This window comes from Streptomyces sp. PR69 (assembly GCF_026420845.1).
Lineage (GTDB): Bacteria > Actinomycetota > Actinomycetes > Streptomycetales > Streptomycetaceae > Streptomyces.
On the sequence record NZ_JAOWCB010000008.1, the window covers coordinates 206,192 to 228,784 of the forward strand.

The 22,593-nt window shown below is 72.0% G+C and carries 21 protein-coding genes; 14 read left to right on the forward strand and 7 right to left on the reverse strand.

The window, feature by feature from the left end; translation table 11 throughout:
- Positions 1 to 84 precede the first annotated feature (84 nt).
- Genes OF819_RS10935 through OF819_RS10945 form a run of 3 tightly spaced genes read left to right on the forward strand, consistent with a single transcriptional unit; the run spans position 85 to position 3,118 of the window.
- Positions 85 to 1,032, forward strand: coding sequence for an ABC transporter permease (locus tag OF819_RS10935; protein WP_267243224.1), 948 nt, complete (start codon positions 85 to 87; stop codon positions 1,030 to 1,032).
- Positions 1,033 to 1,041: 9 nt separating this feature from the next.
- Entirely contained in the window at positions 1,042 to 2,016 is a 975-nt protein-coding gene (locus OF819_RS10940) for an ABC transporter ATP-binding protein (RefSeq protein ID WP_267243225.1), read from the forward strand.
- On the forward strand, positions 2,009 to 3,118 hold the full coding sequence (locus OF819_RS10945; RefSeq protein WP_323748916.1) for a dipeptide ABC transporter ATP-binding protein: 1,110 nt from the start codon (positions 2,009 to 2,011) through the stop codon (positions 3,116 to 3,118). The genes OF819_RS10940 and OF819_RS10945 overlap by 8 nt, the downstream gene beginning before the upstream one ends.
- A 211-nt stretch (positions 3,119 to 3,329) precedes the next feature.
- On the opposite strand, the gene OF819_RS10950 is transcribed toward OF819_RS10945, so the two are convergent.
- Entirely contained in the window at positions 3,330 to 4,880 is a 1,551-nt protein-coding gene (locus OF819_RS10950; RefSeq protein WP_267243226.1) for a putative glycoside hydrolase, read from the reverse strand.
- A 273-nt stretch (positions 4,881 to 5,153) separates the two neighbouring features.
- Between OF819_RS10950 and OF819_RS10955 the strand changes: the two genes are divergently transcribed.
- Positions 5,154 to 6,026: a polysaccharide deacetylase family protein gene (locus OF819_RS10955; RefSeq protein ID WP_267243227.1), complete on the forward strand. Its 873-nt coding sequence runs from the start codon at positions 5,154 to 5,156 to the stop codon at positions 6,024 to 6,026.
- 246 nt (positions 6,027 to 6,272) lie between these two features.
- On the opposite strand, the gene OF819_RS10960 is transcribed toward OF819_RS10955, so the two are convergent.
- Positions 6,273 to 8,447 (reverse strand): S9 family peptidase, encoded by a 2,175-nt coding sequence (locus OF819_RS10960; protein ID WP_267243228.1) that lies wholly within the window; start codon positions 8,445 to 8,447, stop codon positions 6,273 to 6,275.
- 200 nt (positions 8,448 to 8,647) lie between these two features.
- Here OF819_RS10960 and OF819_RS10965 point away from each other — a divergent pair, with 200 nt between their 5' ends.
- From OF819_RS10965 to OF819_RS10980, 4 genes are all read left to right on the forward strand, one after another.
- The gene (locus OF819_RS10965; RefSeq protein ID WP_267243229.1) at positions 8,648 to 8,842 is read left to right on the forward strand and encodes a hypothetical protein; all 195 of its coding nucleotides are present in this window, start codon (positions 8,648 to 8,650) and stop codon (positions 8,840 to 8,842) included.
- A 40-nt stretch (positions 8,843 to 8,882) separates the two neighbouring features.
- A complete protein-coding gene (gene mshB, locus OF819_RS10970) occupies positions 8,883 to 9,773 on the forward strand; it encodes an N-acetyl-1-D-myo-inositol-2-amino-2-deoxy-alpha-D-glucopyranoside deacetylase (protein ID WP_267243230.1) in 891 nt (296 codons plus the stop codon).
- Positions 9,770 to 10,147, forward strand: a complete 378-nt coding sequence (locus OF819_RS10975; protein ID WP_267243231.1) for a DUF6113 family protein — start codon at positions 9,770 to 9,772, stop codon at positions 10,145 to 10,147. Before mshB ends, OF819_RS10975 begins: the two co-directional genes overlap by 4 nt.
- A gap of 289 nt (positions 10,148 to 10,436) precedes the next feature.
- Positions 10,437 to 12,563, forward strand: coding sequence for a hypothetical protein (locus tag OF819_RS10980; RefSeq protein ID WP_267243232.1), 2,127 nt, complete (start codon positions 10,437 to 10,439; stop codon positions 12,561 to 12,563).
- An 86-nt stretch (positions 12,564 to 12,649) separates the two neighbouring features.
- On the opposite strand, the gene OF819_RS10985 is transcribed toward OF819_RS10980, so the two are convergent.
- Positions 12,650 to 13,492 (reverse strand): transglutaminase-like domain-containing protein, encoded by an 843-nt coding sequence (locus OF819_RS10985; RefSeq protein ID WP_267243233.1) that lies wholly within the window; start codon positions 13,490 to 13,492, stop codon positions 12,650 to 12,652.
- Positions 13,493 to 13,529: 37 nt separating this feature from the next.
- Complete coding sequence (locus OF819_RS10990) at positions 13,530 to 14,540, reverse strand: GNAT family N-acetyltransferase (protein WP_267243234.1); 1,011 nt, start codon at positions 14,538 to 14,540, stop codon at positions 13,530 to 13,532.
- A gap of 114 nt (positions 14,541 to 14,654) precedes the next feature.
- Between OF819_RS10990 and fdxA the strand changes: the two genes are divergently transcribed.
- Both fdxA and dapC read left to right on the forward strand, forming a co-directional pair.
- Complete coding sequence (gene fdxA / locus OF819_RS10995) at positions 14,655 to 14,975, forward strand: ferredoxin (protein ID WP_018089397.1); 321 nt, start codon at positions 14,655 to 14,657, stop codon at positions 14,973 to 14,975.
- Between the two features lie 95 nt (positions 14,976 to 15,070).
- Positions 15,071 to 16,183, forward strand: coding sequence for a succinyldiaminopimelate transaminase (gene dapC / locus OF819_RS11000; protein ID WP_267243235.1), 1,113 nt, complete (start codon positions 15,071 to 15,073; stop codon positions 16,181 to 16,183).
- Between the two features lie 153 nt (positions 16,184 to 16,336).
- Here the strand turns inward: dapC and OF819_RS11005 are convergent, their stop codons facing one another.
- Both OF819_RS11005 and OF819_RS11010 read right to left on the reverse strand, forming a co-directional pair.
- A complete protein-coding gene (locus tag OF819_RS11005) occupies positions 16,337 to 16,771 on the reverse strand; it encodes an ATP-binding protein (protein ID WP_267243236.1) in 435 nt (144 codons plus the stop codon).
- Between the two features lie 424 nt (positions 16,772 to 17,195).
- Positions 17,196 to 18,224 carry a hypothetical protein gene (locus OF819_RS11010; RefSeq protein ID WP_267243237.1) on the reverse strand — a complete coding sequence of 343 codons (1,029 nt, stop codon included), beginning with the start codon at positions 18,222 to 18,224 and terminating at the stop codon, positions 17,196 to 17,198.
- A gap of 38 nt (positions 18,225 to 18,262) precedes the next feature.
- Between OF819_RS11010 and dapE the strand changes: the two genes are divergently transcribed.
- Positions 18,263 to 19,447, forward strand: coding sequence for a succinyl-diaminopimelate desuccinylase (gene dapE / locus OF819_RS11015; RefSeq protein WP_267243238.1), 1,185 nt, complete (start codon positions 18,263 to 18,265; stop codon positions 19,445 to 19,447).
- 103 nt (positions 19,448 to 19,550) lie between these two features.
- Positions 19,551 to 20,300, forward strand: a complete 750-nt coding sequence (locus OF819_RS11020) for a TIGR00730 family Rossman fold protein (RefSeq protein ID WP_267243239.1) — start codon at positions 19,551 to 19,553, stop codon at positions 20,298 to 20,300.
- A gap of 220 nt (positions 20,301 to 20,520) precedes the next feature.
- Here OF819_RS11020 and folP read toward each other — a convergent pair whose 3' ends face one another.
- A complete protein-coding gene (gene folP / locus OF819_RS11025; RefSeq protein ID WP_267243240.1) occupies positions 20,521 to 21,381 on the reverse strand; it encodes a dihydropteroate synthase in 861 nt (286 codons plus the stop codon).
- 120 nt (positions 21,382 to 21,501) lie between these two features.
- Here folP and OF819_RS11030 point away from each other — a divergent pair, with 120 nt between their 5' ends.
- Positions 21,502 to 21,957, forward strand: coding sequence for a cell division protein DivIVA (locus OF819_RS11030; protein ID WP_267243241.1), 456 nt, complete (start codon positions 21,502 to 21,504; stop codon positions 21,955 to 21,957).
- Positions 21,954 to 22,553 carry a DNA-3-methyladenine glycosylase I gene (locus tag OF819_RS11035; RefSeq protein WP_267243242.1) on the forward strand — a complete coding sequence of 200 codons (600 nt, stop codon included), beginning with the start codon at positions 21,954 to 21,956 and terminating at the stop codon, positions 22,551 to 22,553. Before OF819_RS11030 ends, OF819_RS11035 begins: the two co-directional genes overlap by 4 nt.
- Positions 22,554 to 22,593: the final 40 nt, after the last annotated feature.

The window sequence follows — 22,593 nt, forward strand, 5'->3', positions numbered from 1 at the left end:
CCACCGCAGCGGCCTGAGCGGCCGGAGTCACCGCGGCCGTCAGAGCACCCGAAGCTCCCTTACGACGATCACGAGGATCAGGCCATGGCCCCTACCGGCCAAGGCGGGGCGATGGACCTCGCGATGGACGAGGGCGAGACGCTGGAGAAGACCCCGGGCGGCCCGGAGGGCACCGGGCCGGCCGAGAAACCGCGCAGCCTCTGGTCCGACGCCTGGCGCGATCTGCGCCGCAACCCGGTCTTCATCATCTCCGGTCTGATCATTCTCTTTCTGATTTTCATCTCTCTATGGCCGTCGGCGATCGCTTCGGGCAGCCCCTTGGACTGCGATCTGTCCAAGGCCCAGCAGGGCTCCCAGCCCGGCCATCCCTTCGGCTTCAACGGACAGGGCTGCGACGTCTACACACGCGTCGTCTACGGAGCCCGTACGTCCGTCTCCGTCGGCATCCTCGCCACCCTCGGGGTCGCGCTGCTCGGCTCGGCGCTCGGCGGGCTCGCCGGCTTCTTCGGACGCGGCTGGGACGCTGCCCTGTCCCGGGTCGCCGACATCTTCTTCGGCATCCCGGTCGTCCTCGGCGGGCTTGTGCTGCTCTCCGTCGTCACCAGCTCCACCATCTGGCCGGTCATCGGCTTCATGGTGCTGCTCGGCTGGCCGCAGATCTCCCGTATCGCGCGCGGGTCGGTCATCACCGCCAAACAGAACGACTACGTCCAGGCGGCGCGGGCGCTCGGCGCGTCCAGCGGCCGGATGCTGCTGCGTCATATCGCGCCCAACGCCGTCGCTCCCGTGATCGTCGTGGCGACCATCGCGCTCGGCACGTATATCGCCCTGGAGGCCACCCTGTCGTACCTCGGCGTCGGACTGAAGCCGCCCACCGTCTCCTGGGGCATCGACATCTCGTCCGCGTCCCCGTACGTACGCAACGCGCCGCACATGCTGCTCTGGCCGGCCGGCGCGCTGGCGGTCACGGTGCTGGCGTTCATCATGCTCGGCGACGCGGTGCGCGACGCCCTCGACCCCAAGCTGCGCTGAGAGGCCGCCATGCTGCTCGAAGTACGCGATCTGCATGTGGAGTTCCGCACCCGTGACGGCGTGGCCAAGGCCGTCAACGGCGTGAACTACACCGTGGACGCGGGGGAGACGCTCGCCGTGCTCGGCGAGTCCGGCTCCGGCAAGTCCGTCACCGCGCAGGCCGTCATGGGCATCCTCGACATCCCGCCGGGGAAGATCGCCGGCGGCGAGATCCTCTTCAAGGGCCAGGACTTGCTGAAGCTCAAGGAGAACGAGCGGCGCAAGCTCCGCGGCTCCGGCATGGCCATGATCTTCCAGGACGCCCTCTCCGCGCTGAACCCCGTGCTGAGCGTGGGGGACCAGCTGGGCGAGATGTTCACCGTGCACCGCGGCCTGTCCCGCAAGGACGCGCGGGCGAAGGCGGTCGAGCTGATGGACCGGGTGCGCATCCCGGCGGCACGGGAGCGGGTGCGGCAGTATCCGCACCAGTTCTCCGGCGGTATGCGCCAGCGCATCATGATCGCGATGGCGCTGGCTCTGGAGCCGGATCTGATCATCGCGGATGAGCCGACCACCGCTCTGGATGTGACCGTGCAGGCGCAGGTGATGGATCTGCTCGCGGAGTTGCAGCGCGAGTACAACATGGGTCTGATTCTGATCACCCATGATCTGGGTGTGGTCGCGGATGTGGCCGACAAGATCGCGGTGATGTACGCGGGACGGATCGTGGAGACCGCCCCCGTCCATGACATCTACAAGGCCCCCGCCCATCCGTACACCCGCGGTCTGCTGGAGTCGATCCCGCGTCTGGACCAGAAGGGCCAGGAGCTGTACGCGATCAAGGGCCTGCCGCCCAATCTGATGCGCATCCCGCCGGGGTGCGCCTTCAATCCGCGCTGCCCGCTGGCCCGCGATGTGTGCCGTACCGACGAGCCGCCGCTGTACGAGGTCTCGAAGACCCGCAGAAGCGCCTGTCACTTCTGGGAGGAGGCCATCCGTGGCTGAGACCGTCGCCGAGGCGGCGGCCGGGACGGCGAAGCCGGGCGAGCCGATCCTTGAGGTCCGCGATCTCTACAAGCACTATCCGCTCACTCAGGGCATCCTCTTCAAGAAGCAGATCGGCGCGGTCAAGGCCGTCGACGGCGTGGATCTGGACCTGATGGCCGGCGAGACCCTCGGCGTCGTCGGCGAGTCCGGCTGCGGCAAGTCCACCCTCGCCAAGATGCTGGTCCAGCTCGAACAGCCCACTTCCGGGACCATCCGCTACAAGGGCGAGGACATCACCAGGCTGTCGGGGCGTGCGCTGAAGGCGGTGCGCCGCAATATCCAGATGGTGTTCCAGGACCCGTATACGTCGCTGAATCCGCGGATGACGGTCGGGGACATCATCGGGGAGCCGTTCGACATCCATCCGGAGGTGGCTCCCAAGGGCGACCGGCGGCGTCGGGTCCAGGAGCTGCTGGATGTGGTGGGTCTGAACCCGGAGTACATCAACCGCTATCCGCACCAGTTCTCCGGCGGCCAGCGCCAGCGCATCGGCATCGCCCGCGGGCTCGCCCTCAACCCCGAGATCATCGTCGCCGACGAGCCGGTCTCCGCACTCGACGTCAGCGTGCAGGCGCAGGTCATCAATCTCCTCGCCTCGCTGCAGAGCGAGTTCCACCTCTCGTATGTCTTCATCGCCCACGACCTGTCGATCGTGCGGCATATCTCCGACCGCGTCGGGGTCATGTACCTCGGCCGGATCGTGGAGCTCGGCCGCGACGACGAGATCTACGACCACCCCACCCACCCGTACACCCAGGCGCTGCTCTCCGCGGTCCCGGTGCCGGACCCGGAAGCACGCGAGCGCCGTGAGCGCATCATCCTCACCGGGGATGTCCCCTCACCCACCAACATCCCCTCCGGCTGCCGCTTCCGCACCCGCTGCTGGAAGGCCCAGCACCGCTGCGAGATCGAGGTCCCCCTGCTGACCGTCCCCCCACATCTGCGCCCCCTCGGCGGCCCCGTGCTGCACCCCTCGGCCTGCCACTTCGCCGAGGAGAAGCATGTGGTGCCCGGCGAGGAGAACGAGACGGGCGGCTCCTCGGGCGACAATCCCGGATGAATCAGAGCCAAACTCTTTAACGCGGCGGTAACTTGACCGCCGCAGCACCGATATACGAACACATCACGCTGTACGGCGTACGGCCGTGCGGGTGCCGTAGACCGGCCGGGCCCTCACCATGCGGGCCCGGCCGGTCGTCTCGCGCCCAGGCCCGCACCTGCCGGTGAACCGAACGTCGGCCGGAGCGGGCCTCGCGCCTGGGGTGGGCTGGTCAGCCGATCTTGGTGAGGGCGCCGCCGTGGTAGCGGACGGCGGGGTTCCAGAGGAGGAAGGATTCGATGCCGTTGTCGGCGGCGGCGCGGATCTGGGCGGCGACCTCCTTGTCGCCGTAGGAGACGCCGAGGGAGAAGTCCTGGATCCAGGGGATGATCTCGGTGCTGGTGTCCTTCGTCTGCTTGACGAAGTCGGCGAGGGACCGCTGGGTGATGTCATACGGCTGGGAGTTGGGGTTCGCCACGCCGTATTCGCCGGGGTTCCAGTGCGAGGGGTAGATCATGGGGGAGATGTAGTCGCTGACCTGGGCGAGTTTGTCGATGTTCTGCGCGATCTCGTGCGGCCGCGTGGTGGCGATGCCGTACACGGAGACGCCGAGGAAGGCCCCGTGCTCGTGCGTCAGCTGACGGGTTTCGCGGACCAGGGAGACGATGGAGTCCTCCGGGGAGGTGTCGCCCAGGCCGGGGAAGGACAGATTGCTCAGTTTGCCGTCCGGGCGGCGGATGTAGTCGTAGAGGATGTCATCGAAGCCGAGTTCGGCGGCCTCGGCCGCCAGATCGAGGTGGTACTGGCGCACCTCGTCGTTGGCGAAGTTGGTGAAGGACAGCGCCCCGTAGTTGGAGGCGGCTCCGTAGGGCTGGCCGTCCGGCGTCTGCACGACCCGCTCCCGCTTGCCCTCCTGCCATGAGGCGCGGGCGAGGATGGGGTCGCGGAAGGCCACGATGCGGCCGACAACCTTGCCGCCCGCCTTGTGTATCTCCTTGATCGCCTGCTTGGCGTCGTAGTAGCCCTTGGCCGCGCCCGTCTTCTTGGCCAGCGGCACCTGTGAGGCGTAGCCGATCTCGCCCAGCTCGTCCTTGATGTCCAGCTGTACGGCGTTGAGCTTGCCCTCCCGGAGCAGCTTCAGCACCGGCTCGCGCAGCTGGTCGGAGGCCCAGCCGTGCGAGCTGACGTGCGCGGCGCGCAGCAGCGGCCGCCGTACCGACACCCTTGCCTCCTCCTCTGCGGTGTTCCCCGCCGCGTCGGTCGCGACGACGGCGATGCCGCCGGAGGCCGTGCGCAGGTCGACGGAGAACGAGCCGTCGGGCCCGAGCTTCACCGGCCTTCCGCCAGCCGTCACCTCAGCGGCGCCCTTCGCCGTGCCCTCGACGGTGACGGGGCCGCTCAGGCTGTCGGCCTCGGCGTCGGCCAGGGTCAGCTCCGGCGGCGTGGTGTCCACGGTGAAGCTGCGGTTCAGCTCGCGGGAGCCGAAGGGGAAGCCGCCGTCCCCGACCACGCGCAGCCGGTACTCGCCGTCCGGCAGGGAACCCGGCAGCAGCCGCAGCTCGCCGTCGGCCCACTGGGTCCTGACCGCACTGCCGTTGAGGGTGACCTTTGCGCCCTTGAGAGCCGAGGCGTCGCCCGCGGTCACGGACAGCGGGTCGCCGCGGTGCGTCTCGGCGTTGAGCACGCCGCCGTCCGGCAGACCGCGCACCCTGAACTCCGGGTCGCTGAGCGCCCGTACCAGGAACACCGTGCCGACGGCCAGCCCCGCCGCCACTATGGCCACCAGAAGGGTGACGATCAGTTTCCGCGGGGATCGTCCACCGGAGGAGGTCGGGGTCTGCCGGCTGAGCCACATAGGCGCTCATCCCTTCAAGGAGGTCACGTGCGACGCTGCGTTCTCCCCATCGCTGTTGTGGGCATGGCCGTTCTCGCGGTCTCGTGCGCCGGTTCGGAAGGCGGTACGCCGAAGTCAGCGGAATCAAAGACCACCGGCTCTGGGCAGGATTCCCGTTCCAGGAACGCGGAATCCCCGTCGCGGCCGCCGTCTCCCGAGAGCGTGGCAGCCGATGAGCTGGGATTTGTACCGGTGCTGATGTACCACCAGATCGTCCCTGAGCCCCAAGGGGTGTACGACCGCAACCCGGACGACTTCCGAGCCGAGCTGGAACGGCTCGCCCGGGAGAAGTACGTACCGGTCACCGCGGCCGCATACAGCACCGGCACCATGGATCTGCCCGCAGGCACCCACCCCGTCGTCCTCACCTTCGACGACTCCAGCGACAGCCAGCTGAGGCTCGGCGCCGACGGCGAGCCCGTCGCAGACTGCGCCGTCGGCATCCTGCGGGACGTCGCCGCCCGGCACGACGGCTTCCGCCCAGTGGCGACGTTCTTCGTCAACGGCGATCCGTTCCCCGCGACCGGCGGCGGCAAGGCACTCGCGTGGCTGCACGCCAACGGCTTTGAGATCGGCAACCACACCCTGAACCACGCCAAGCTCAGCGCGCTGACGGGCGGCGGGGTCCAGCGGGAGATCGCGGCCAACCAGAAGGCGATCGCCGACGCCGCGCCCGGCATCCGGGTCGTGTCCATGGGGCTGCCCTTCGGCATCCAGCCCGATCCGGCGCGGCTGGCCCTGGCGGGCAGCCACGACGGGGTCTCCTACCGGCACCACGGCGCGTATCTCGTCGGGGCGAACCCGGCGCCCTCCCCGTATGCCGCGTCGTTCGACCCGGTCGGGATTCCGCGGATCCGGTCGGCGGGGCCGAACGCCGAGGACGCGGAGTTCGGGTCGTCGCGTTGGCTGGACAAGCTGGCGGACGGGACCGTGCGGCGGTACACGTCGGACGGCGATCCGGAGCGGGTCTCCTATCCGGAGGGGGGCCGGGGCGAGGTGGCCGGGGAGCATCGGGAGCGGGCCCGGCCGTATTAGGGCGTGCGCGGTTGGTCTTTCCCCTCCCCGCCCCTTCCCGTAACTGGGGCTCCGCCCCAGACCCCCGGTTTCCCGGGGGCTCCGCCCCCGGACCCCCGCGCCTCAATCGCCGGCGAGGCTGGATGTGCTGGCTCCCGCGCCTCAATCGCCGGCGGGGCTCATTCTGAGGTAGCTGGGGGAGATTGAGGACACGGCCGAAGGCCGTACCGGGGGGCCGGGGGCGGAGCCCCAGTTTTGCGGAAGCGCTCAGCCCAGCGAACGCTTCAGGAAGTCCACCTGGAGCAGCAGCAGGTTCTCCGCGATCTGTTCCTGCGGGGTCATATGCGTCACCCCGCTCAGCGGCAGCACCTCATGCGGGCGGCCCGCGGCCAGCAGGGCCGAGGAGAGGCGGAGGGTGTGCGCCATGACGACATTGTCGTCGGCGAGGCCGTGGATGATCATCAGGGGGCGGGCGGGGGAGGCCGGCGTGACCAGGTCGCCGGTCTCCGTCACCAGGGAACTCGCCGTGTAGACCTCCGGCTGCCGCGCAGGGTCGCCGAGGTACCGCTCCGTGTAGTGGGTGTCGTACAGCCGCAGGTCGGTCACCGGCGCGCCGGCGATCGCGGCGTGGAAGACGTCGGGGCGGCGCAGTGCCGCGAGGGCGGCGAGATAGCCGCCGTACGACCAGCCGCGGATCGCCACCCGGCCCAGATCGAGCGGAAAGGCCCCGGCGAGGGAGTGCAGGGCCTCGATCTGGTCGTCGAGGGTGAGCGTGAAGTCGTCGCGGATCGCCTTCTCCCAGGCGGGGGAGCGGCCGGGCGTGCCGCGGCCGTCCGCGACGATCACGGCGAAGCCCTGGTCGGCGAACCACTGGGACGTCAGATGCGGGTTGTGCGCCGCGTACACCCGCTGGCCGTGCGGGCCGCCGTACGGGTCCATCAGCACCGGCAGCGGACCATCCGACTCCGTATAGCCCTCCGGCAGCAGCACGGCGGCCGGAATCCGCTGCCTGCCCGCCGCGCACAGCCGCGGCCGGGCCGTCAGCAGCGGCTCCTCCGCGAACGAGGCGACGGTCGCGACCGGCTTGCCGTCCCGCAGCACCTGCACGCTCGTCCCGCTGACCTCCGGGCGGGCGGACGCGAGCACCGTCACCTCGCCGGAGCGCGTCGCCGTATGCACCCCGGGCCCCTCCGAGATCCGCTCCACGCCCAGCTCATTGACCCGGTAGACATGGATCTCGCCGATCTCGGGCTCCGCCGCCTCCTCGCCCGCCGCGGCGGACACCAGCACATCGCCCTCGCCGATGTCGAGCACCGCCCGCAGCTGCAGCTGGGCCCCGGTCAGCGCCCGGTCGCCCACGGCCAGCACCCGCGCCCCGCCCTCGTCGGCGATCCGCACCAGCCGCCCGTCCGGGGCCCAGGCGGGCACGCCGGGGAAGAGATCCAGCCACACCGGGTCCTCGTCCACATGGACCGTACGGGTCTGACCCGACTCGGTGTCCACGGCCAGGCACAGCTGGGTGCGCTGGTCCCGCGCCTGCACCAGCAGCAGCGGCGCGCCCGCCGCCGACCAGTGCACCCGGGCCAGATACGGGTAGCGCTCCCGGTCCCAGCCCACCTCTGTGCGCTCGCCGTCCAGCCCGACGAGGAAGAGGCGGACCTCGGCGTTGGGGGTTCCGGCCGCCGGATAAGCCAGTTGCGAAGGCTCCCGGTCCGGGTGGGCCGGGTCGGAGATCCACCACCGCCGTACGGGCCGCTCGTCGACCCGCGCCACCAGCAGCCGGTCCGAATCGGGGCTCCACCAGAAGCCGCGCGAACGCCCCATCTCCTCGGCCGCGATGAACTCCGCCAGACCGTAGGAGACATGCTCGTCCTCCGGTTCCGCCAGCGCCCGGTCCCCGTCCCCCTCCGCGCCCGTCACCCGCAGCGCGCCCCCGGCCGCATACGCGATACGGCGGCCGTCGGGCGAGGGCCGCGGGTCGATCACGGGCCCGGGCGCGGGCAGCTCGCGTGCGGTGCCGGCCCGCAGCTCGGCCGTGAACAGCCGGCCCGACAGCGCGAACGCGGCCAGCTCGCACGCCTCGTCCACCGCATAGGCGACGATCCCCGCCGAGCCCTCACGGCTGCGTTCCCGGCGCGCCCGCTCCTGGTCCGAAAGCTCCTCCGCCGCCCCGGCGAGCAGCGCCTGAGGGTCCGCGGCGACCCGCTCCCGCGGGGCGCCCTCCGGTGCGCCGCCGCCCGGCCCTGCCAGATCCAGCACCCACAGCCGCCCCGCGCGGTCCGTCCCGGAAGCCGAGCGGATGAAGACCACACGAGCGCCGTCCGGCGACACGGTGAAGGAACGCGGCGCCCCGAGTGTGAAGCGCTGGGTCCTGGCGTACTGGCGCGGGAACGAGGGCTGCCGCTGCGAGGTCTGTCGCTGCGAGGTCTGCTTCGAGGTCATGCGCACGAACCTAGCGGTCGTGCGCCCCCATGTGCTGCCGTGCACCAAGCGATGTTCAGGCACGGATAGTTATGATCCGTAGCGCAAGGTGGGTATGACTCCTCTGGCATGTGCCCCGGCATGTGCGGACCGCCCGTTCCCATCCCGCGTCCCAACCGAATGCCGACTGAATCTCTGTGGATCTATGGAGGTGAACCGCCGTGGCACTCTCGATTTCGGCGGTGGTGCTGCTGGCGATCGTCGTCTTCCTGCTCATCCGGAAGTCCGGGCTCAAGGGAGGGCATGCGGCGGTCTGCGTGTTGCTCGGGTTCTATCTGGCCAGCTCGTCCATTGCGCCGACCATCAACGAGCTGACGACGAACGTGGCGGGGATGATCGGCAGCTTCAAGTTCTAGGGCTTCAAGTTCTGGGGAGGACACGCTCTAGGCTTGCCGTATGAAGGAGCTGCCCGCCCGCCGTCTGCTGCTGGTGCACGCCCACCCGGACGACGAGTCGATCAACAACGGCGCGACGATGGCCCGGTATGCGGCCGAGGGCGCCCACATCACCCTGGTGACCTGCACCATGGGGGAGGAGGGCGAGGTCATTCCCGGTGATCTCGCCCATCTCGCCCCGGACCGGGACGACCGGCTGGGACCGTATCGCGCCGGTGAACTGGCCGCCGCGATGAAGGAGCTGGGGGTCGACGACCACCGCTTTCTCGGCGGGGCGGGCCGGTTCCGCGACTCCGGGATGATGGGCCTGCCGCAGAACCGCCGGGCGGGCGCCTTCTGGAACACCGAGGTGGACGAGGCCGCGCCGTATCTGGTCGAGGTGATCCGCTCCGTACGGCCCCAGGTGATGATCACCTACGACCCCCGGGGCGGCTATGGTCACCCGGACCACATCCAGGCACACCGGGTCGCCATGCGCTCCGCGGAACTGGCCGGCGAGCGGGCCTTCCGGCGGGACCTCGGCGATCCGCACACCATCGCCAAGATCTACTGGAACCGGGTGCCGCGGTCGGCCGCGGAGGAGGGTTTCGCCCGGCTGCGGAAGACCGCCGCGGGCTCCTTTCCCGGCGTCGCGGACATCGCTGACATTCCCGGTGTGGTGGATGACTCCGAGATCACGGCGGAGATCGACGGTTCGGCGTATGCGGAGCGGAAGGCCGCGGCCATGCGCGCCCATGCCACGCAAATCGCCGTCGACGGGCCGTTCTTCGCCCTCTCCAACGACCTCGGGCAGCCGATCTTCACGACCGAGTGCTACCAACTGGCCGTGGGGGAGCCGGGCGCGCCCGCGGGGGAGCGGGAGCGGGATCTGTTCGCGGGGGTCGCGCTGTGATCGCCTTCAACCCCGCGCGGATCGCTCTGTACGCCGCGCTCTTCCTGCTCGGCCTGGCAGTCGGCATCGCCGGGTCGCTGGTCCAAGGGGGCTGGTTCCCGGGCGGCTTGCTGCTCGCCCTCCTCGGCTCGGGCGGGCTCTTCTACGGCGCGGCCCGGGCGACCGGGACCCAGCTGGGGACCCTGGTGGCCGGGGGCGGCTGGCTGCTGGCCATCCTGCTGCTCAACCTCGGGCGGCCGGAGGGCGACGGCGCGTTCACCGCGGGTCTCAGCCCGCTGGTCTTCATGCTCGGGGGGATGGTTCTCGCTGTGATGTGCGCCACCCTGACGCGTCCGGCGCAACCGGGCGGCGGAGCCTCCCGACTTGGCAAGTAGCCGCGGTGCAGCCCAGAGCAGCCGCAGAGTAGCCACAAATCGAGACGAGGCCGACCGAGACCGCACCCCAGCGCAGTCCGGGGACGGCAGGCCCTTATGGTGGGTCGCCCCCGGGGGACGGAAGGGCTGCCGAGACGACCGTGCCCGTACGGTCTGCGGTTTGTCGCTTTCCCCAAGGAGCGGGGTGTGATGGCTGCGACGGCCAGTATGGTGGTGCGCGCCGCCGAGCCGCCCGCAGCAGCAGCGAACCAGTAAGAACGGGCGGCGGAGCCAACCGGGAGAACCTGCTTTGAGTCGTGAAACTGACAGTTCGTCCTCCGGCCCCCAGCGGGGCGGTGGAGCCGCGTACCCCTCGGGCACACCGCCGTACGGAACGCCGAATCAGGGGGCGGGCGGCGCGGCCCCCGAGCCGCAGCCCCAGCCGGACGAGCCCAAGACCGAGACGACGCTGACGACGCGCATCCGGATCAACATCCCCGGTTCACGGCCCATCCCGCCGGTCGTCATGCGCACCCCGGTCTCCAGCGCGGACGCCTCGTCAGCCCCCGCCGAGCGCGAGGGCGAGGGCGGGAGTGAGAGCGAGCGCACGGGCGGCATGGCGCGGCCGGCGGCGTCGCCCGCGCCGTCGAGGCAGCCTGAGCCGTCGGCCGCTGCTCCCGCCCCTGCTCCCGCCCCTGAGTCTCCGGTGGAGGAGCGGAAGCCCGCGACCAGCGACTGGTTCGCTCCGCGCAAGCCGGCCAGTCCGGCTCCTTCTCCTGCGCCCGCTCCTGCCCCCGCGCCGGGGGCGCCGTCCGCCGGACCCGGCGCGGGCATGCCGTTCTTCTCGGACGGCCCGCAGACCGACGCCGACCGGGCCGGGCAGCCGCAGGGCGTCCGCCCGCCCGGTGTGCCGGGCGCACCCGGCGGCCCCGACGGCCCGACGGCCGGCCCCGCCATGGGCAGCATGCCGCTCGGTCCTAGTCCCGGCGGCCCCGGCGTCGGCGGCCCTGGTGCGCCGGGCGGACCGCGTACGGCCGGTCCCGGAGCAGCCCGTCCCGGTGCGGGCGGCCCCGGTGCGAGCGCCCCTGCCGGTCCGGGCACTCCCGGCGGTCCCGGCGGGGGGCCGGTCGGCCCGCCCCGGATGTCCGACGACACAACGGTGCTGACCCCGCAGCACCCGCCGTACCCAGACCAATCCGACCAATCTGACCAATCCGCACAGGCGCGGGCGCGCCAGTCGGCCCCGGCGGGGGGCCATGTCTCCGGCGACACCCTCACCAGCGGCATCCCGGTCGTTCCCCCCGCCGAACCGCGCTCGCCCTACCCGGGGTTCGACGGCCCGCAGACGGCCCTCAACTCGACCAGCCACGACGACGCGGACTTCTCCGCGCCGGAGTACCCGGCCGGCCCCGGTACGCCGGGAGGCCCCGCCGCCCCCGGCCCGGCGGACAAGGCTCAGCCCGCGCCCGCCCCGCGCCCGGCCCCCGCCAAGAAGGGCCGCTCCAAGCTGGTGCTCGCGGGAGCGGGCGCGGTCGGCCTGCTCGGCGTCGCCTACGGCGCGGGCCTGCTGCTGAACCACTCCGACGTGCCGAAGCGGACCACCGTCCTCAATGTCGACATCGGCGGCGGCACCAAGGAAGAGGCCGTCAACAAGCTCGACGCCGCACTCGGCAAGCGCGCCGCGACACCGCTGAAGCTGTCGGTGGGCGGCAAGCAGACGGAACTCGCCCCGGACAAGGCGGGTCTCTCCCTGGACAGCCAGGCCACGGTCCGCGCCGCCGCGGGCAGCGACTACAACCCCGTATCGGTGATCGGCTCCCTCTTCGGCGGCGAGCGGGTCGCGGAACCGGTGATCGTCGTCGACGCGGAGAAGCTCAGCGTCGCCCTCGCCGACCTGGCCGGCGCCTCCGGCACCGCCACCGAGGCCACCATCAAGTTCACTCCCGGCAAGGCGGTCCCGGTCCCCGGCAAGGCCGGCCAGGCCATCGACGTGGCCCGTGCCATGACCTCCGTCAAGGACGCCTACCGCACCCAGGTCGAGACGGGCCGGCCGAACGTCGTCGAACTCCCCGTCACCACCCGCCAGCCCACCATCACCCAGGCGGAGCTCGACCGGGCGATGAAGGAGTTCGCCGAGCCCGCGATGTCGGGGCTGATCACCATCAAGGCCGGTCCCAAGTCGATCCAGTTCGGCCCGCAGCGCTCACTGCCGCGCATCCTGTCGATGAAGCCGGTCGAGGGCAGACTGGTCGAGGTCTACGACAAGAAGGCCATCGACGAACTGCTCGAAGGCGTCTTCGACGGCATTGCCATCACCAAGGCGGACGGCAAGCAGCACCAGGTCTCCGCGGACGACGTCGCCCAGGCGATGCAGGGCGCGCTCCTCGGCAAGACCCCGGCCGAGCGCACGGCGGTCATCGACCTCAACCCGAGCTGACATCACGCGGCACGCCGCGGCACGCCGGGGAGCGCCGCTCGCGCCCCGCTCCCCGGCGTCGACCGGCTCGGACAGCTCGCCGCCGGTCAGTTGAGCATCGCCCTGGCGGCCTGCGCGCGTCTTCTGATCGCGTCCGCCGTGCCCGGTTCCGCCGGGGCCACGATGTCCGCGTACGCGTCCATCTCCGCCGCCCCCGCCAGGAAGTCCCCGCGCTGGACGAGGAGCTGGGCGTGATCGAAGCGGAGGCGGGCGGGGTGGGAGGGGAGCAGCAGGGCGAGCTCGACGGCCCACAGCGCGACCTCGGAGTGCTCCGGGCGCGCGGCAGCCCAGGCGCGGATGTTGTTCAGGATGCGCAGCACCGTCTCCCGGGGGTCGGCCGGCCGCAGCATCGAGGGGTCGAGCGGCGCGCCCGTCGCCCCGGCGACCAGCAGCTCCGCATCGGTCCCCGTCAGCACGCGGCCGCCGGCGAAGGGGTCAGCCAGCACCTGTTCAGCCGTTTCGTCAGGTGCGCCGAAGCCGACGACATAGTGGCCGGGGAGCGCCACCCCGTACACGGGCGCGCCCGCCCGGCGGGCGACCTCGACCCAGACGACCGAGAGCAGGATCGGCAGTCCCCGGCGGCGCCGCAGCACCTCGTGCAGCAGGGACGACTCCAGCCGCTGGTAGTCCGCGGGCGCGCCGTGGAAACCGCAGCGGCCGCCCAGCAGCTCCGCCAGCGCGAAAGCCCAGGCGCGCGGCGTGCGCAGCCCGTACGGCAGCAGCCCGGCGAGCCGGTCCAGCTCCATCTGGGCCGCGTCCTGGCCCGCCTCGTCCAGCGAAGCGTCCGCCTCCGCGCCGATCAGCAGGCAGAGCAGGGCCAGGTCGGGGCGTTCCGACCTGGCTTCCTCGGCGAACCGGCGACGCCGCTCCGAGGCGGATTCGTCGTGCATATGCGATGGGTACCCGCTCATGACGACTGTCCGCCGCTCACGCCGGCCGGAAGTGGTGGTAGCGGTGGTGGGGCACGAATCCCATCGCCTCGTACAGCGCCCGCGCGCCCCCGTTGTCCTCCTCCACCTGGAGCCAGGCGGCGGACGCGCCCTCGTCGAGCGCCCGCCGGGCCAGCGCGGCCATCACCGCCGTCGCCAGGCCCTCACGCCGCCGCGCCGGGTCCACCTCGACGGCCATAAAGCCCGCCCAGCGGCCGTCGACGACGCAGCGGCCGATGGCCGCGGGCGGGCCGCCGGCCGCGGCGGGCACGGTGGCGAACCACACCGAGGGGCCGCTGGCGAGCACCTTCAGCACATGCGGGCCGGGCCGCCCCGTGCGCTGGTAACGGGCCAGCCAGGCGTCGTCGGCGGTACGGGACAGAAGGACGCGGTCCGCGAGGGGCGCGAGGGGCGCGGGGGCGTCCGCCACCGGCGCGAGCGCCGCGATGCGCACCTCCGCGGTGACCTCGCGCTCCCAGCCGTGCGCTTCGAGTGCCGCGCACAGCTCCTCCTGGGCGCCCGCCGCCCCGGTCGCGGCCTGGACGAAGGCGGGCAGCCCGCGCTCCGCGTACCAGTCGCGCACCCGCCGGAGGGCCTCGCCCAGCGGAAGGCCGGGGTCGCCGAGCGGCAGCACGGAGTTCGCGCGCCGGGTGAACCCGGATGCCGCACGCAGCTCCCATCCGCCCAGGCGCTCGCTCTCCACCGGCTGCCAGGCGCGCGCCGTCACCCGTGCGAGTTCTTCGAAGTCCGCCGCGGGACCGCGCCGCCGGGCCGGCGCGGCGGGCACCACCTTGGCCGCGACCAGCGACGATTCCGGGATATGGACGCTGTCACCGGTCCGCTCTGTGATCACCAGCACACCTTCGTTCCAGGATGCGAGAACGCCGATCGTGTCGGTGAATCGCTCACCCTCCGCTTCCGATCCGGTCATACGCCGGATTGATACCCGTTTGCCCACATCAGAAGGTGTAATACGGACCTCGAGGCGTCCGCCCGCAGTGAATTCCACAGCTCTCCGAGCCCCTCCTGTTCGGATCGTCCCCAAGAACGGAGATACTAGGGGCGGGCATCGACGACGCCGCGCTCCCGCGCAAAGCCAGCCCTACCGAGGAGGAACGACAGCGTGACCTACGTCATCGCGCAGCCTTGTGTCGACGTCAAGGACAAGGCGTGCATCGAGGAGTGCCCCGTCGACTGCATCTACGAGGGCTCCCGGTCCTTGTACATCCACCCGGACGAATGCGTCGACTGCGGGGCCTGTGAGCCGGTCTGCCCGGTAGAGGCGATCTTCTACGAGGATGACACCCCGGAGGAGTGGAAGGACTACTACAAGGCGAACGTCGAGTTCTTTGACGAGCTCGGCTCGCCCGGCGGCGCCTCCAAGCTCGGGCTGATCGAGCGCGACCACCCCTTCATCGCCGCCCTGCCGCCGCAGAACCAGTAGCCGACGGCCCGCAGGCGCGCGCCCCCGGTCCCGTACGGTTCGTCGTCCGTACGGGACCGAAGCGTTTTACGTACGCGTACGAGAAAGAGACGACCGTGTCCGCAGCTTCCGCAGCTTCTTCAGTCTCCGCCCGTCTGCCCGTCTTCCCCTGGGACAAGCTTGAGCCGTACAAGGCGACGGCCGCGGCGCATCCCGACGGCATCGTGGACCTCTCCGTGGGCACGCCCGTCGACCCCGTCCCCGAGGTGATCCAGAAAGCGCTCGTCGACGCCGCGGACTCCCCGGGCTATCCGACCGTGTGGGGCACCGAGCGGCTGCGGGACGCCCTGGTGGGGTGGACCGGGCGCAGGCTCGGCGCGGTCGCGATGGGGCATGCGAATGTGCTGCCGGTGGTCGGCTCCAAGGAACTGGTGGCCTGGCTGCCCACCCAGCTCGGCCTGGGCTCCGGGGACCGGGTCGGCTACCCCCGGCTGGCCTATCCGACGTACGAGGTGGGCGCACGGCTGGCCCGCGCGGAGCCCGTCGTCTACGACGACCCGACCGAGCTGGACCCGGCCGGTCTGAGGCTGCTCTGGCTGAACTCCCCGTCCAACCCCACCGGCCGGGTGCTGGCCAAGGACGAGCTGACCCGCATCGTCGCCTGGGCGCGCGAGCACGGCGTGCTGGTCTTCAGCGACGAGTGCTATCTGGAACTCGGCTGGGAGGCCGACCCGGTCTCGGTGCTGCATCCGGACGTCTGCGGCGGTTCGTACGAGGGAGTCGTCGCCGTCCACTCCCTCTCCAAGCGCTCGAACCTGGCCGGCTACCGCGCCGCGTTCCTCGCGGGCGACCCGGCCGTACTCGGCGAGCTGCTGCAGATCCGCAAGCACGGCGGGATGATGACCCCCGCGCCCGTCCAGGCCGCCGCGGTCGCGGCGCTCGGCGACGAGGCGCATGTCGTACAGCAGCGCGCCCGGTACGCGGCCCGGCGCGCGGCGCTGCGCGGGGCGCTGGAGGCGTACGGCTTCCGCATCGAGCACAGCGAGGCCAGCCTCTATCTGTGGGCGACCCGTGACGAGCCCTGCTGGGAGACCGTGGCGCGGCTGGCGGAGCGCGGGATTCTGGTCGCTCCCGGGGACTTCTACGGTCCGGCGGGAGAGCGTTTCGTACGCGTCGCGTTCACGGCGACGGATGAGCGCGTCGAGGCGGCGGTCAAGCGGCTGGCGTGAACGTACGGCTGGCGTGAACGTACGGCTGGCGTGAAGGTACGGCTGGCGTGACCGTGAAGACCGTACGGCCGGTGTGAGCATGCGATACGCGGAGGGCCCCGGGGACATGGTGTTCCCGGGGCCCTCCGCGTGAGGTGCGGCTGAGGTGGGCGGTCAGCCGAGGGGCACGCCTGTGGGCAGGCCGCCGATCAGACCGCCGCCGCCGACCGCTCCGGCCGGGACGGCCTCGGACGCGGTGCCGGCGGTCTTGCCGGCGACCTCGCCCGTGGTGGCCGCGGCGTCGCCGACGGCCTCCTGAGCGGCCGGCACGGTGGCGTTGCCCGCCTGACCGACGACGGATCCGGCGGCCGGGACGGCGCCCTGGACCGCGTCGCCGCCCACCTCGCCCACCAGGGCGGTGCTCTGCTGGGCGCCACCGTCGAGGGTGCCGGCCGCGCTGCTCGCGTCGAGGGCGGTCAGACCGCCGGCCGCCGGAAGCTGCGGGGCCTCCAGGGCGCTTGCGGAGCCGGCCGCACCGACCACGGGGGCTGCGCCCGCCGCGACCAGCAGCGCGGCACGGGCGATCCGGCGGGTCAGGGGGAGGGACATGATGCTCCTTGAAACGAAGAGGACGTTTGGGGTGGTGCCTGCCCTTGGCTTTCCGGTGCGGGCCCCGCTTCGGTGGCCCGGCGGTCCGGCGCCTCGGACGCTGTGACAACCGCCGGAAGGGGCGGGGAAGTTGCGGCGAGGGATGGTAAAGAGTTGGTAATACGTCGCATTATCGGCTACGGATAAAAACGGGCAAACATTCCATTGCGCAATGGGCTGCCGGACCGTTACTTCCCTGGTGGCGCAAGGGGGGTGGGGGGCTGTCTCCACAAGCGCGAACGGCTGCGCGGCACATCGTCCGGATGTGGCCGGAGTGCCTCCTTCGAGGGACTCGGCGGACGGCCGTGCGAGTCGGGGAGAGGGGCGCGCAGAGGGGCGCACCTGACCCGTGTGAGCTGTGCGGAGTTCTGCGCTCCGTGTGCTGTCAGGGCGCGGCGAGACGGATGCGGACCTCCGCCGCGGCGGCGGAGTCGGATGCCCCGGCTGATCCGGATGCCCCCGAGCCTTCGGCGGCCTTCGGCTTCTCCCGGCGCCAGCCCTCGTCCGACGCGGTCGCGCTCCACACCCGGCCGCCGTACGAGACGCGGTCGATGCCGAGGTCGTCGGCGCGTGCCACCGCCCAGTGGGCCAGCTCCCAGCCGCGGTCCGCCGTCCGGACGCGCTCCGTCCCCGCCGTGGCCGGCACCGGCACGGACACCTCAAGCGGGGAGGGGGCCCCAGCGCGTCCCGCGCCGCCCTCCTGGCCCTCCTGGCCCTCCTGGCCCGGCTGGTCGGGCAGCACCTCGCGGCCGAAGGCCCGCACCAGCTCCGACCGCAGCTTCCCCGGATCGGCCGTGTCCTGCTCCGCCGCGCCGGGCACTTCGCGGCTCTCGCAGGTCAGGGAGGCGGCGGAGCGGCCGGTCAGCGCCGAGGCCAGCAGCGTGGCGTCCGGCTCGTGCTTCGCGTACGCCTGAGGGAAGCCGCTGCGCTGCACCCGCTGCGCGGCGACCGTCAGCGGCAGCCGCGAGTACCCCGGAACCTCGGCCAGATGGTCGTAGAACTTCCCCGAGGCGTACACCGGGTCCAGGATCTGCCGCGGTGTGCCCCAGCCCTGGGAGGGGCGCTGCTGGAAGAGTCCCAGCGAGTCACGGTCGCCGTGGCTGATGTTGCGCAGCCCCGACTCCTGCAGCGCGGTGGCCAGTGCGATGGTCACCGCGCGCTCCGGCATGCCGCGGGTCGTGCCGACCGCCGAGATCGTCGCGGCGTTCGACGCCTGCTCCGCACTCAGTTCATACGACGGCCCGTCGCCCTCGGGCCCTCGCACCGTGCAGCGCGGGACCGCCCGGCCGCCCGATGCGTACTGCGCCACGACATAGCCGACCAGCGCCAGCAGCACGGCGAACGCGGCCCCGTGGCGCAGCAGACGGCCGCGCCGCACCCGGGGGGCGGCGGAGGAGGAGGCGGACTCGGACACGGGCCCACCGTACTGGAGCCCGCGTTATGGTCAGACCTATGCCCGACAGCAGCCCCGTGACCAGCTCCGCCACCAGCTCCGCGACCAACCCCGCGACCAGTCCTGCCGCCTCGGCGGTCGCCGCTCCCGCCGGCACCGTGCCCGCGGACGTCGCGCCCGCGCTCGACCTAGCCCTCGACGGCCCGGCGCTCACCGCCGCCCTCGTCGACTTCCCGTCCGTCAGCGGCACCGAGAAGCCCCTCGCCGACGCGATCGAGAGCGCTCTGCGCACCCTGCCCCATCTGACCGTCGACCGGCACGGCAACAACGTCGTCGCACGCACGCACCTGGGCCGCGCCGAGCGGGTCGTGCTCGCCGGGCACATCGACACCGTGCCCATCGCCGGCAACGTCCCCTCGCGGCTCGACGAGGACGGCGTCCTGTGGGGCTGCGGCACCAGCGACATGAAGTCCGGCGTCGCCGTGCAGCTGCGGATCGCCGCGACCGTGCCCGCACCCAACCGCGACCTCACCTTCGTCTTCTACGACAACGAGGAGGTCGCAGCTCACCTCAACGGCCTCGGGCATGTGGCCGAGGCCCACCCCGACTGGCTGAAGGGCGACTTCGCCGTGCTGCTCGAACCGTCCGACGCCCAGGTCGAAGGCGGCTGCCAGGGCACGCTCCGGGTCCATCTGCGGACCAAGGGGGAGCGGGCGCACTCGGCGCGCGCCTGGATGGGGTCCAACGCGATCCACGCCGCCGCGCCAGTCCTGGCCCGGCTGGCCGCGTACGAGCCGCGGCGGCCCGTGATCGACGGGCTGGAGTACCGGGAAGGGCTCAACGCCGTGGGCATCGAGGCGGGTGTGGCGACCAATGTCATCCCCGACGAATGCACCGTCGTCGTCAACTACCGCTATGCGCCGGACCGCTCCATGGCAGAGGCCGAGGCCCATGTGCGCGAGATCTTCGCCGACTGCGTCGACGAGATCGCGGTGGACGACCACACCGGCGGGGCGCTGCCGGGGCTGTCCCACCCGGCCGCCGCCGCGTTCATGGCGGCCGTCGGCGGGACCGCGCAGCCGAAGTTCGGCTGGACGGACGTATCCCGCTTCAGCGCGCTCGGCGTGCCCGCGGTGAATTACGGTCCGGGCAACGCGCTGCTCGCGCACAAGCGCGACGAACGTGTCGAGGTGGACAGGATCAGGCACTGTGAGGAGCGGCTGCGGGAGTGGCTCACCGCATGATCGCCCGGATGGCGATCCCTGGTATTTCGCATGTCGTAACGTTCCGCGACCTACCCTGAGCCCAGGCACATAGCACGTCGATGTTCAGCGGAGGGAGCAGGTCATGAGCAACTCCGAGGGTTTGCGGGCTCTGGAGGAGCAGCGGCTGGGGCCGGTGCTGCGCCGCAGGGAACAGGTGCAGCCCGGCACCACGGACCAGCGACTGCTGGACACCGAGGGCGACTCCCAGTGGGTGCACACCGACCCGTGGCGGGTGATGCGCATCCAGTCGGAGTTCGTCGAGGGCTTCGGCGCGCTCGCCGAACTGCCCAGCGCCATCAGCGTCTTCGGCTCCGCCAGAACCCGGCCCGGCACCCCCGAGTACGAGTCCGGCGTCGCCCTCGGCAAGGCGCTCGTCGAAGCGGGCTTCGCCGTCATCACGGGCGGCGGCCCGGGCGCGATGGAGGCGGCGAACCGGGGCGCCCGGGAGGCGCGGGGCATCTCGGTCGGCCTCGGCATCGAGCTCCCCTACGAGCAGGGGCTCAATCCCCATGTCGACATCGGGGTCAACTTCCGCTACTTCTTCGTCCGCAAGACCATGTTCGTGAAGTACGCCCAGGGCTTTGTGGTCCTGCCGGGCGGCCTCGGGACCCTCGACGAACTCTTCGAAGCCCTCACCCTCGTCCAGACCCGCAAGGTCACCCGCTTCCCCATCGTCCTCTTCGGCACGGAGTACTGGGGCGGTCTGGTGGAGTGGCTGCGGAGCACGGTGGTGGGGCAGGGGAAGGCGTCGCAGAAGGATCTGCTGCTGTTCCATGTGACGGATGACGTGGAGGAGGCGGTGGCGCTGGTGACGAAGGAGACGGGTCGGTAGCGCGGGCTTGTTTTCCGGGGGCTCCGCCCCCAGACCCCCCGGTACGGCCTTCGGCCGTGTCCTCAAGCGCCGGACGGGCTGGATTTTCCAGCCTCGCCGGCGCTTGAGGCGCGGGGGTCCGGGGGGCGGAGCCCCCGGTTACGGGAGGTGGGGGTCCCCCCACGCCGCAGGGCGTAGGGGGAGGGGCGGGGAAACGGCCCGCCGCAGGCGCACCGCCCCCCTACGCCAGGCCCCGCCTCGCCACCTTCGGCCCCCCGTGGCCCGCGATCGCCGTGACCATGTCGAGGACCTGCTTGGTCTCCGCGACCTCGTGGACGCGGTACACCCGCGCCCCCAGCCACGCCGAGACCGCCGTCGTCGCGAGCGTGCCGATGAGGCGTTCCTTCACCGGGCGGTCGAGGGTCTCGCCGACGAAGTCCTTGTTGGACAGCGAGACCAGGACCGGCCAGCCGGTCTCCGTGAGTTCGCCGAGGCGGCGGGTGGCCTCCAGGCTGTGGCGGGTGTTCTTGCCGAAGTCATGGCCGGGGTCGATCATGATCCCGTCCCGGCGCACACCCAGCTCGACCGCCCGCTCGGCGAGCGCCAGCGTCACCCGCAGGATGTCGGCGACCACATCGTCGTAGGCGACCCGGTGCGGCCTGGTCCGCGGCCGTGAGCCGCCCGCGTGGGTGCACACAAGCCCCGCGCCGTAGCGCGCCGCGACCTCCGCCAGGGCGGGGTCCACCCCGCCCCACGCGTCGTTGAGCAGATCCGCGCCCGCCTCGCAGACCGCCTCGCCGACGTCGTGCCGCCAGGTGTCGACGCTGATCACCACATCCGGATGCCTCCTGCGCACCTCGGCCACGAAGCCGACCGTGCGCCGTGCCTCCTCCTCGGCGCTCACCTCCTCCCCGGGACCGGCCTTCACCCCGCCGATGTCGATGATGGCAGCGCCCTCTGACACCGCCTGCTCGACACGGGCGAGGGCCGGCTCGTCGCGGAAGGTCGCGCCCCGGTCGTAGAAGGAGTCCGGCGTCCGGTTCACAATGGCCATGATCACCGGCTCGTGCGCATCGAATTCGCGCCGTCCCAGCCGCAGCATCTCGCGGTTTCCTCCTCAGCTCGTCCGCCTGCGACCCTAACTCCGTGGCCGCGGCACTTCCGTCCCCTGGAGCCATGGCACGATCAGCACCGGATGTTTTCCGCCTGGGGAGGCTCGACCGTGTTCTTCTTTCTGCTGATCGCGATGGTCGTGGTCGTCGCCGCGGTCACGGTGGCCGTCGTCGGCGGCGGCGACAGCGCGGCGCTGCCCGAGGCGGCGCCCGAGCACCTCGTGGACCCGCTGCCCGCCGCCCGTCCGCTCGGCCGTGCGGACATCGAGGCGCTGCGGCTGCCGGTCGCCGCCCGCGGCTACCGGATGACCGAGGTCGACGAGGTGCTCGGCCGGCTCGGCGCGGAGCTGGCCGAGCGGGACGCCCGGATCGCGGAGCTGGAGTCGGCGCTCGCCGGCGCCCAGGCGGCGGCGCGGGGCGGCCCGGGCCTGTTCGACAAGCCCGGAGGCCGCGGGCCGGATGGCCGCGGGCCGGACGGCCACACGCCCCGTGACGGGTTCACCGAGCGGCTGACCGCGCCCGCGGACGACCCGTTCCGGGGCCCCGGGCAGGAGGACGGGCGATGACCGCGCAGGGAGCGGCGCTGCCGGGGCCTGACGGCAGGCTCCGCTGCCCGTGGGGCCTCTCGGCCTACGACTATGTGCCGTACCACGACGAGGAGTGGGGCCGCGCGGTCCGCGGCGACGACGAACTGTTCGAGCGGCTCTGCCTGGAGGCCTTCCAGTCGGGGCTGTCGTGGATCACGATCCTGCGCCGCCGCGAGGGCTTCCGCACCGCCTTCGCCGGCTTCAAGATCGCGTCGGTGGCGGAGTTCACCGGCGCCGACGAGGAGCGCCTCCTCGCCGACCCCGGCATCATCCGCAACCGCGCCAAGATCCAGGCGACGCTCGCCAACGCGCGCGTGCTCGCCCAGTGGGCGCCCGGCGAACTGGACGGGCTGATCTGGTCGTACGCCCCCGACCCGGCGACCCGGCCCGCCCCCCGGACGCTCGCGGACGTGCCCGCCGTCACGGAGGAGTCCACGGCGCTGGCCAAGACGCTGAAGAAACGCGGGCTGCGCTTTATCGGCCCGACCACCGCCTACGCCCTGATGCAGGCGTGCGGCCTGGTCAACGACCATCTGGCGGACTGCTCGGCGCGCGCCGCCTGCGCGGCCCGCTGAGCGCTCGCTCCGCGGGAAGCGCCGCGACCGGCCGTCCTCG

Coding starts and splice junctions, on each gene's coding strand:
- OF819_RS10935 (WP_267243224.1), top strand. CDS start 85: ATGGCCCCTACCGGCCAAGGCGGGGCGATGGACCTCGCGATGGACGAG.
- OF819_RS10985 (WP_267243233.1), bottom strand. CDS start 13,492: ATGCACGACGAATCCGCCTCGGAGCGGCGTCGCCGGTTCGCCGAGGAA.
- OF819_RS11020 (WP_267243239.1), top strand. CDS start 19,551: ATGAGCAACTCCGAGGGTTTGCGGGCTCTGGAGGAGCAGCGGCTGGGG.
- dapE (WP_267243238.1), top strand. CDS start 18,263: ATGCCCGACAGCAGCCCCGTGACCAGCTCCGCCACCAGCTCCGCGACC.
- mshB (WP_267243230.1), top strand. CDS start 8,883: ATGAAGGAGCTGCCCGCCCGCCGTCTGCTGCTGGTGCACGCCCACCCG.
- OF819_RS10960 (WP_267243228.1), bottom strand. CDS start 8,447: ATGACCTCGAAGCAGACCTCGCAGCGACAGACCTCGCAGCGGCAGCCC.
- OF819_RS10940 (WP_267243225.1), top strand. CDS start 1,042: ATGCTGCTCGAAGTACGCGATCTGCATGTGGAGTTCCGCACCCGTGAC.
- OF819_RS11005 (WP_267243236.1), bottom strand. CDS start 16,771: ATGTCCCTCCCCCTGACCCGCCGGATCGCCCGTGCCGCGCTGCTGGTC.
- folP (WP_267243240.1), bottom strand. CDS start 21,381: ATGCTGCGGCTGGGACGGCGCGAATTCGATGCGCACGAGCCGGTGATC.
- OF819_RS11035 (WP_267243242.1), top strand. CDS start 21,954: ATGACCGCGCAGGGAGCGGCGCTGCCGGGGCCTGACGGCAGGCTCCGC.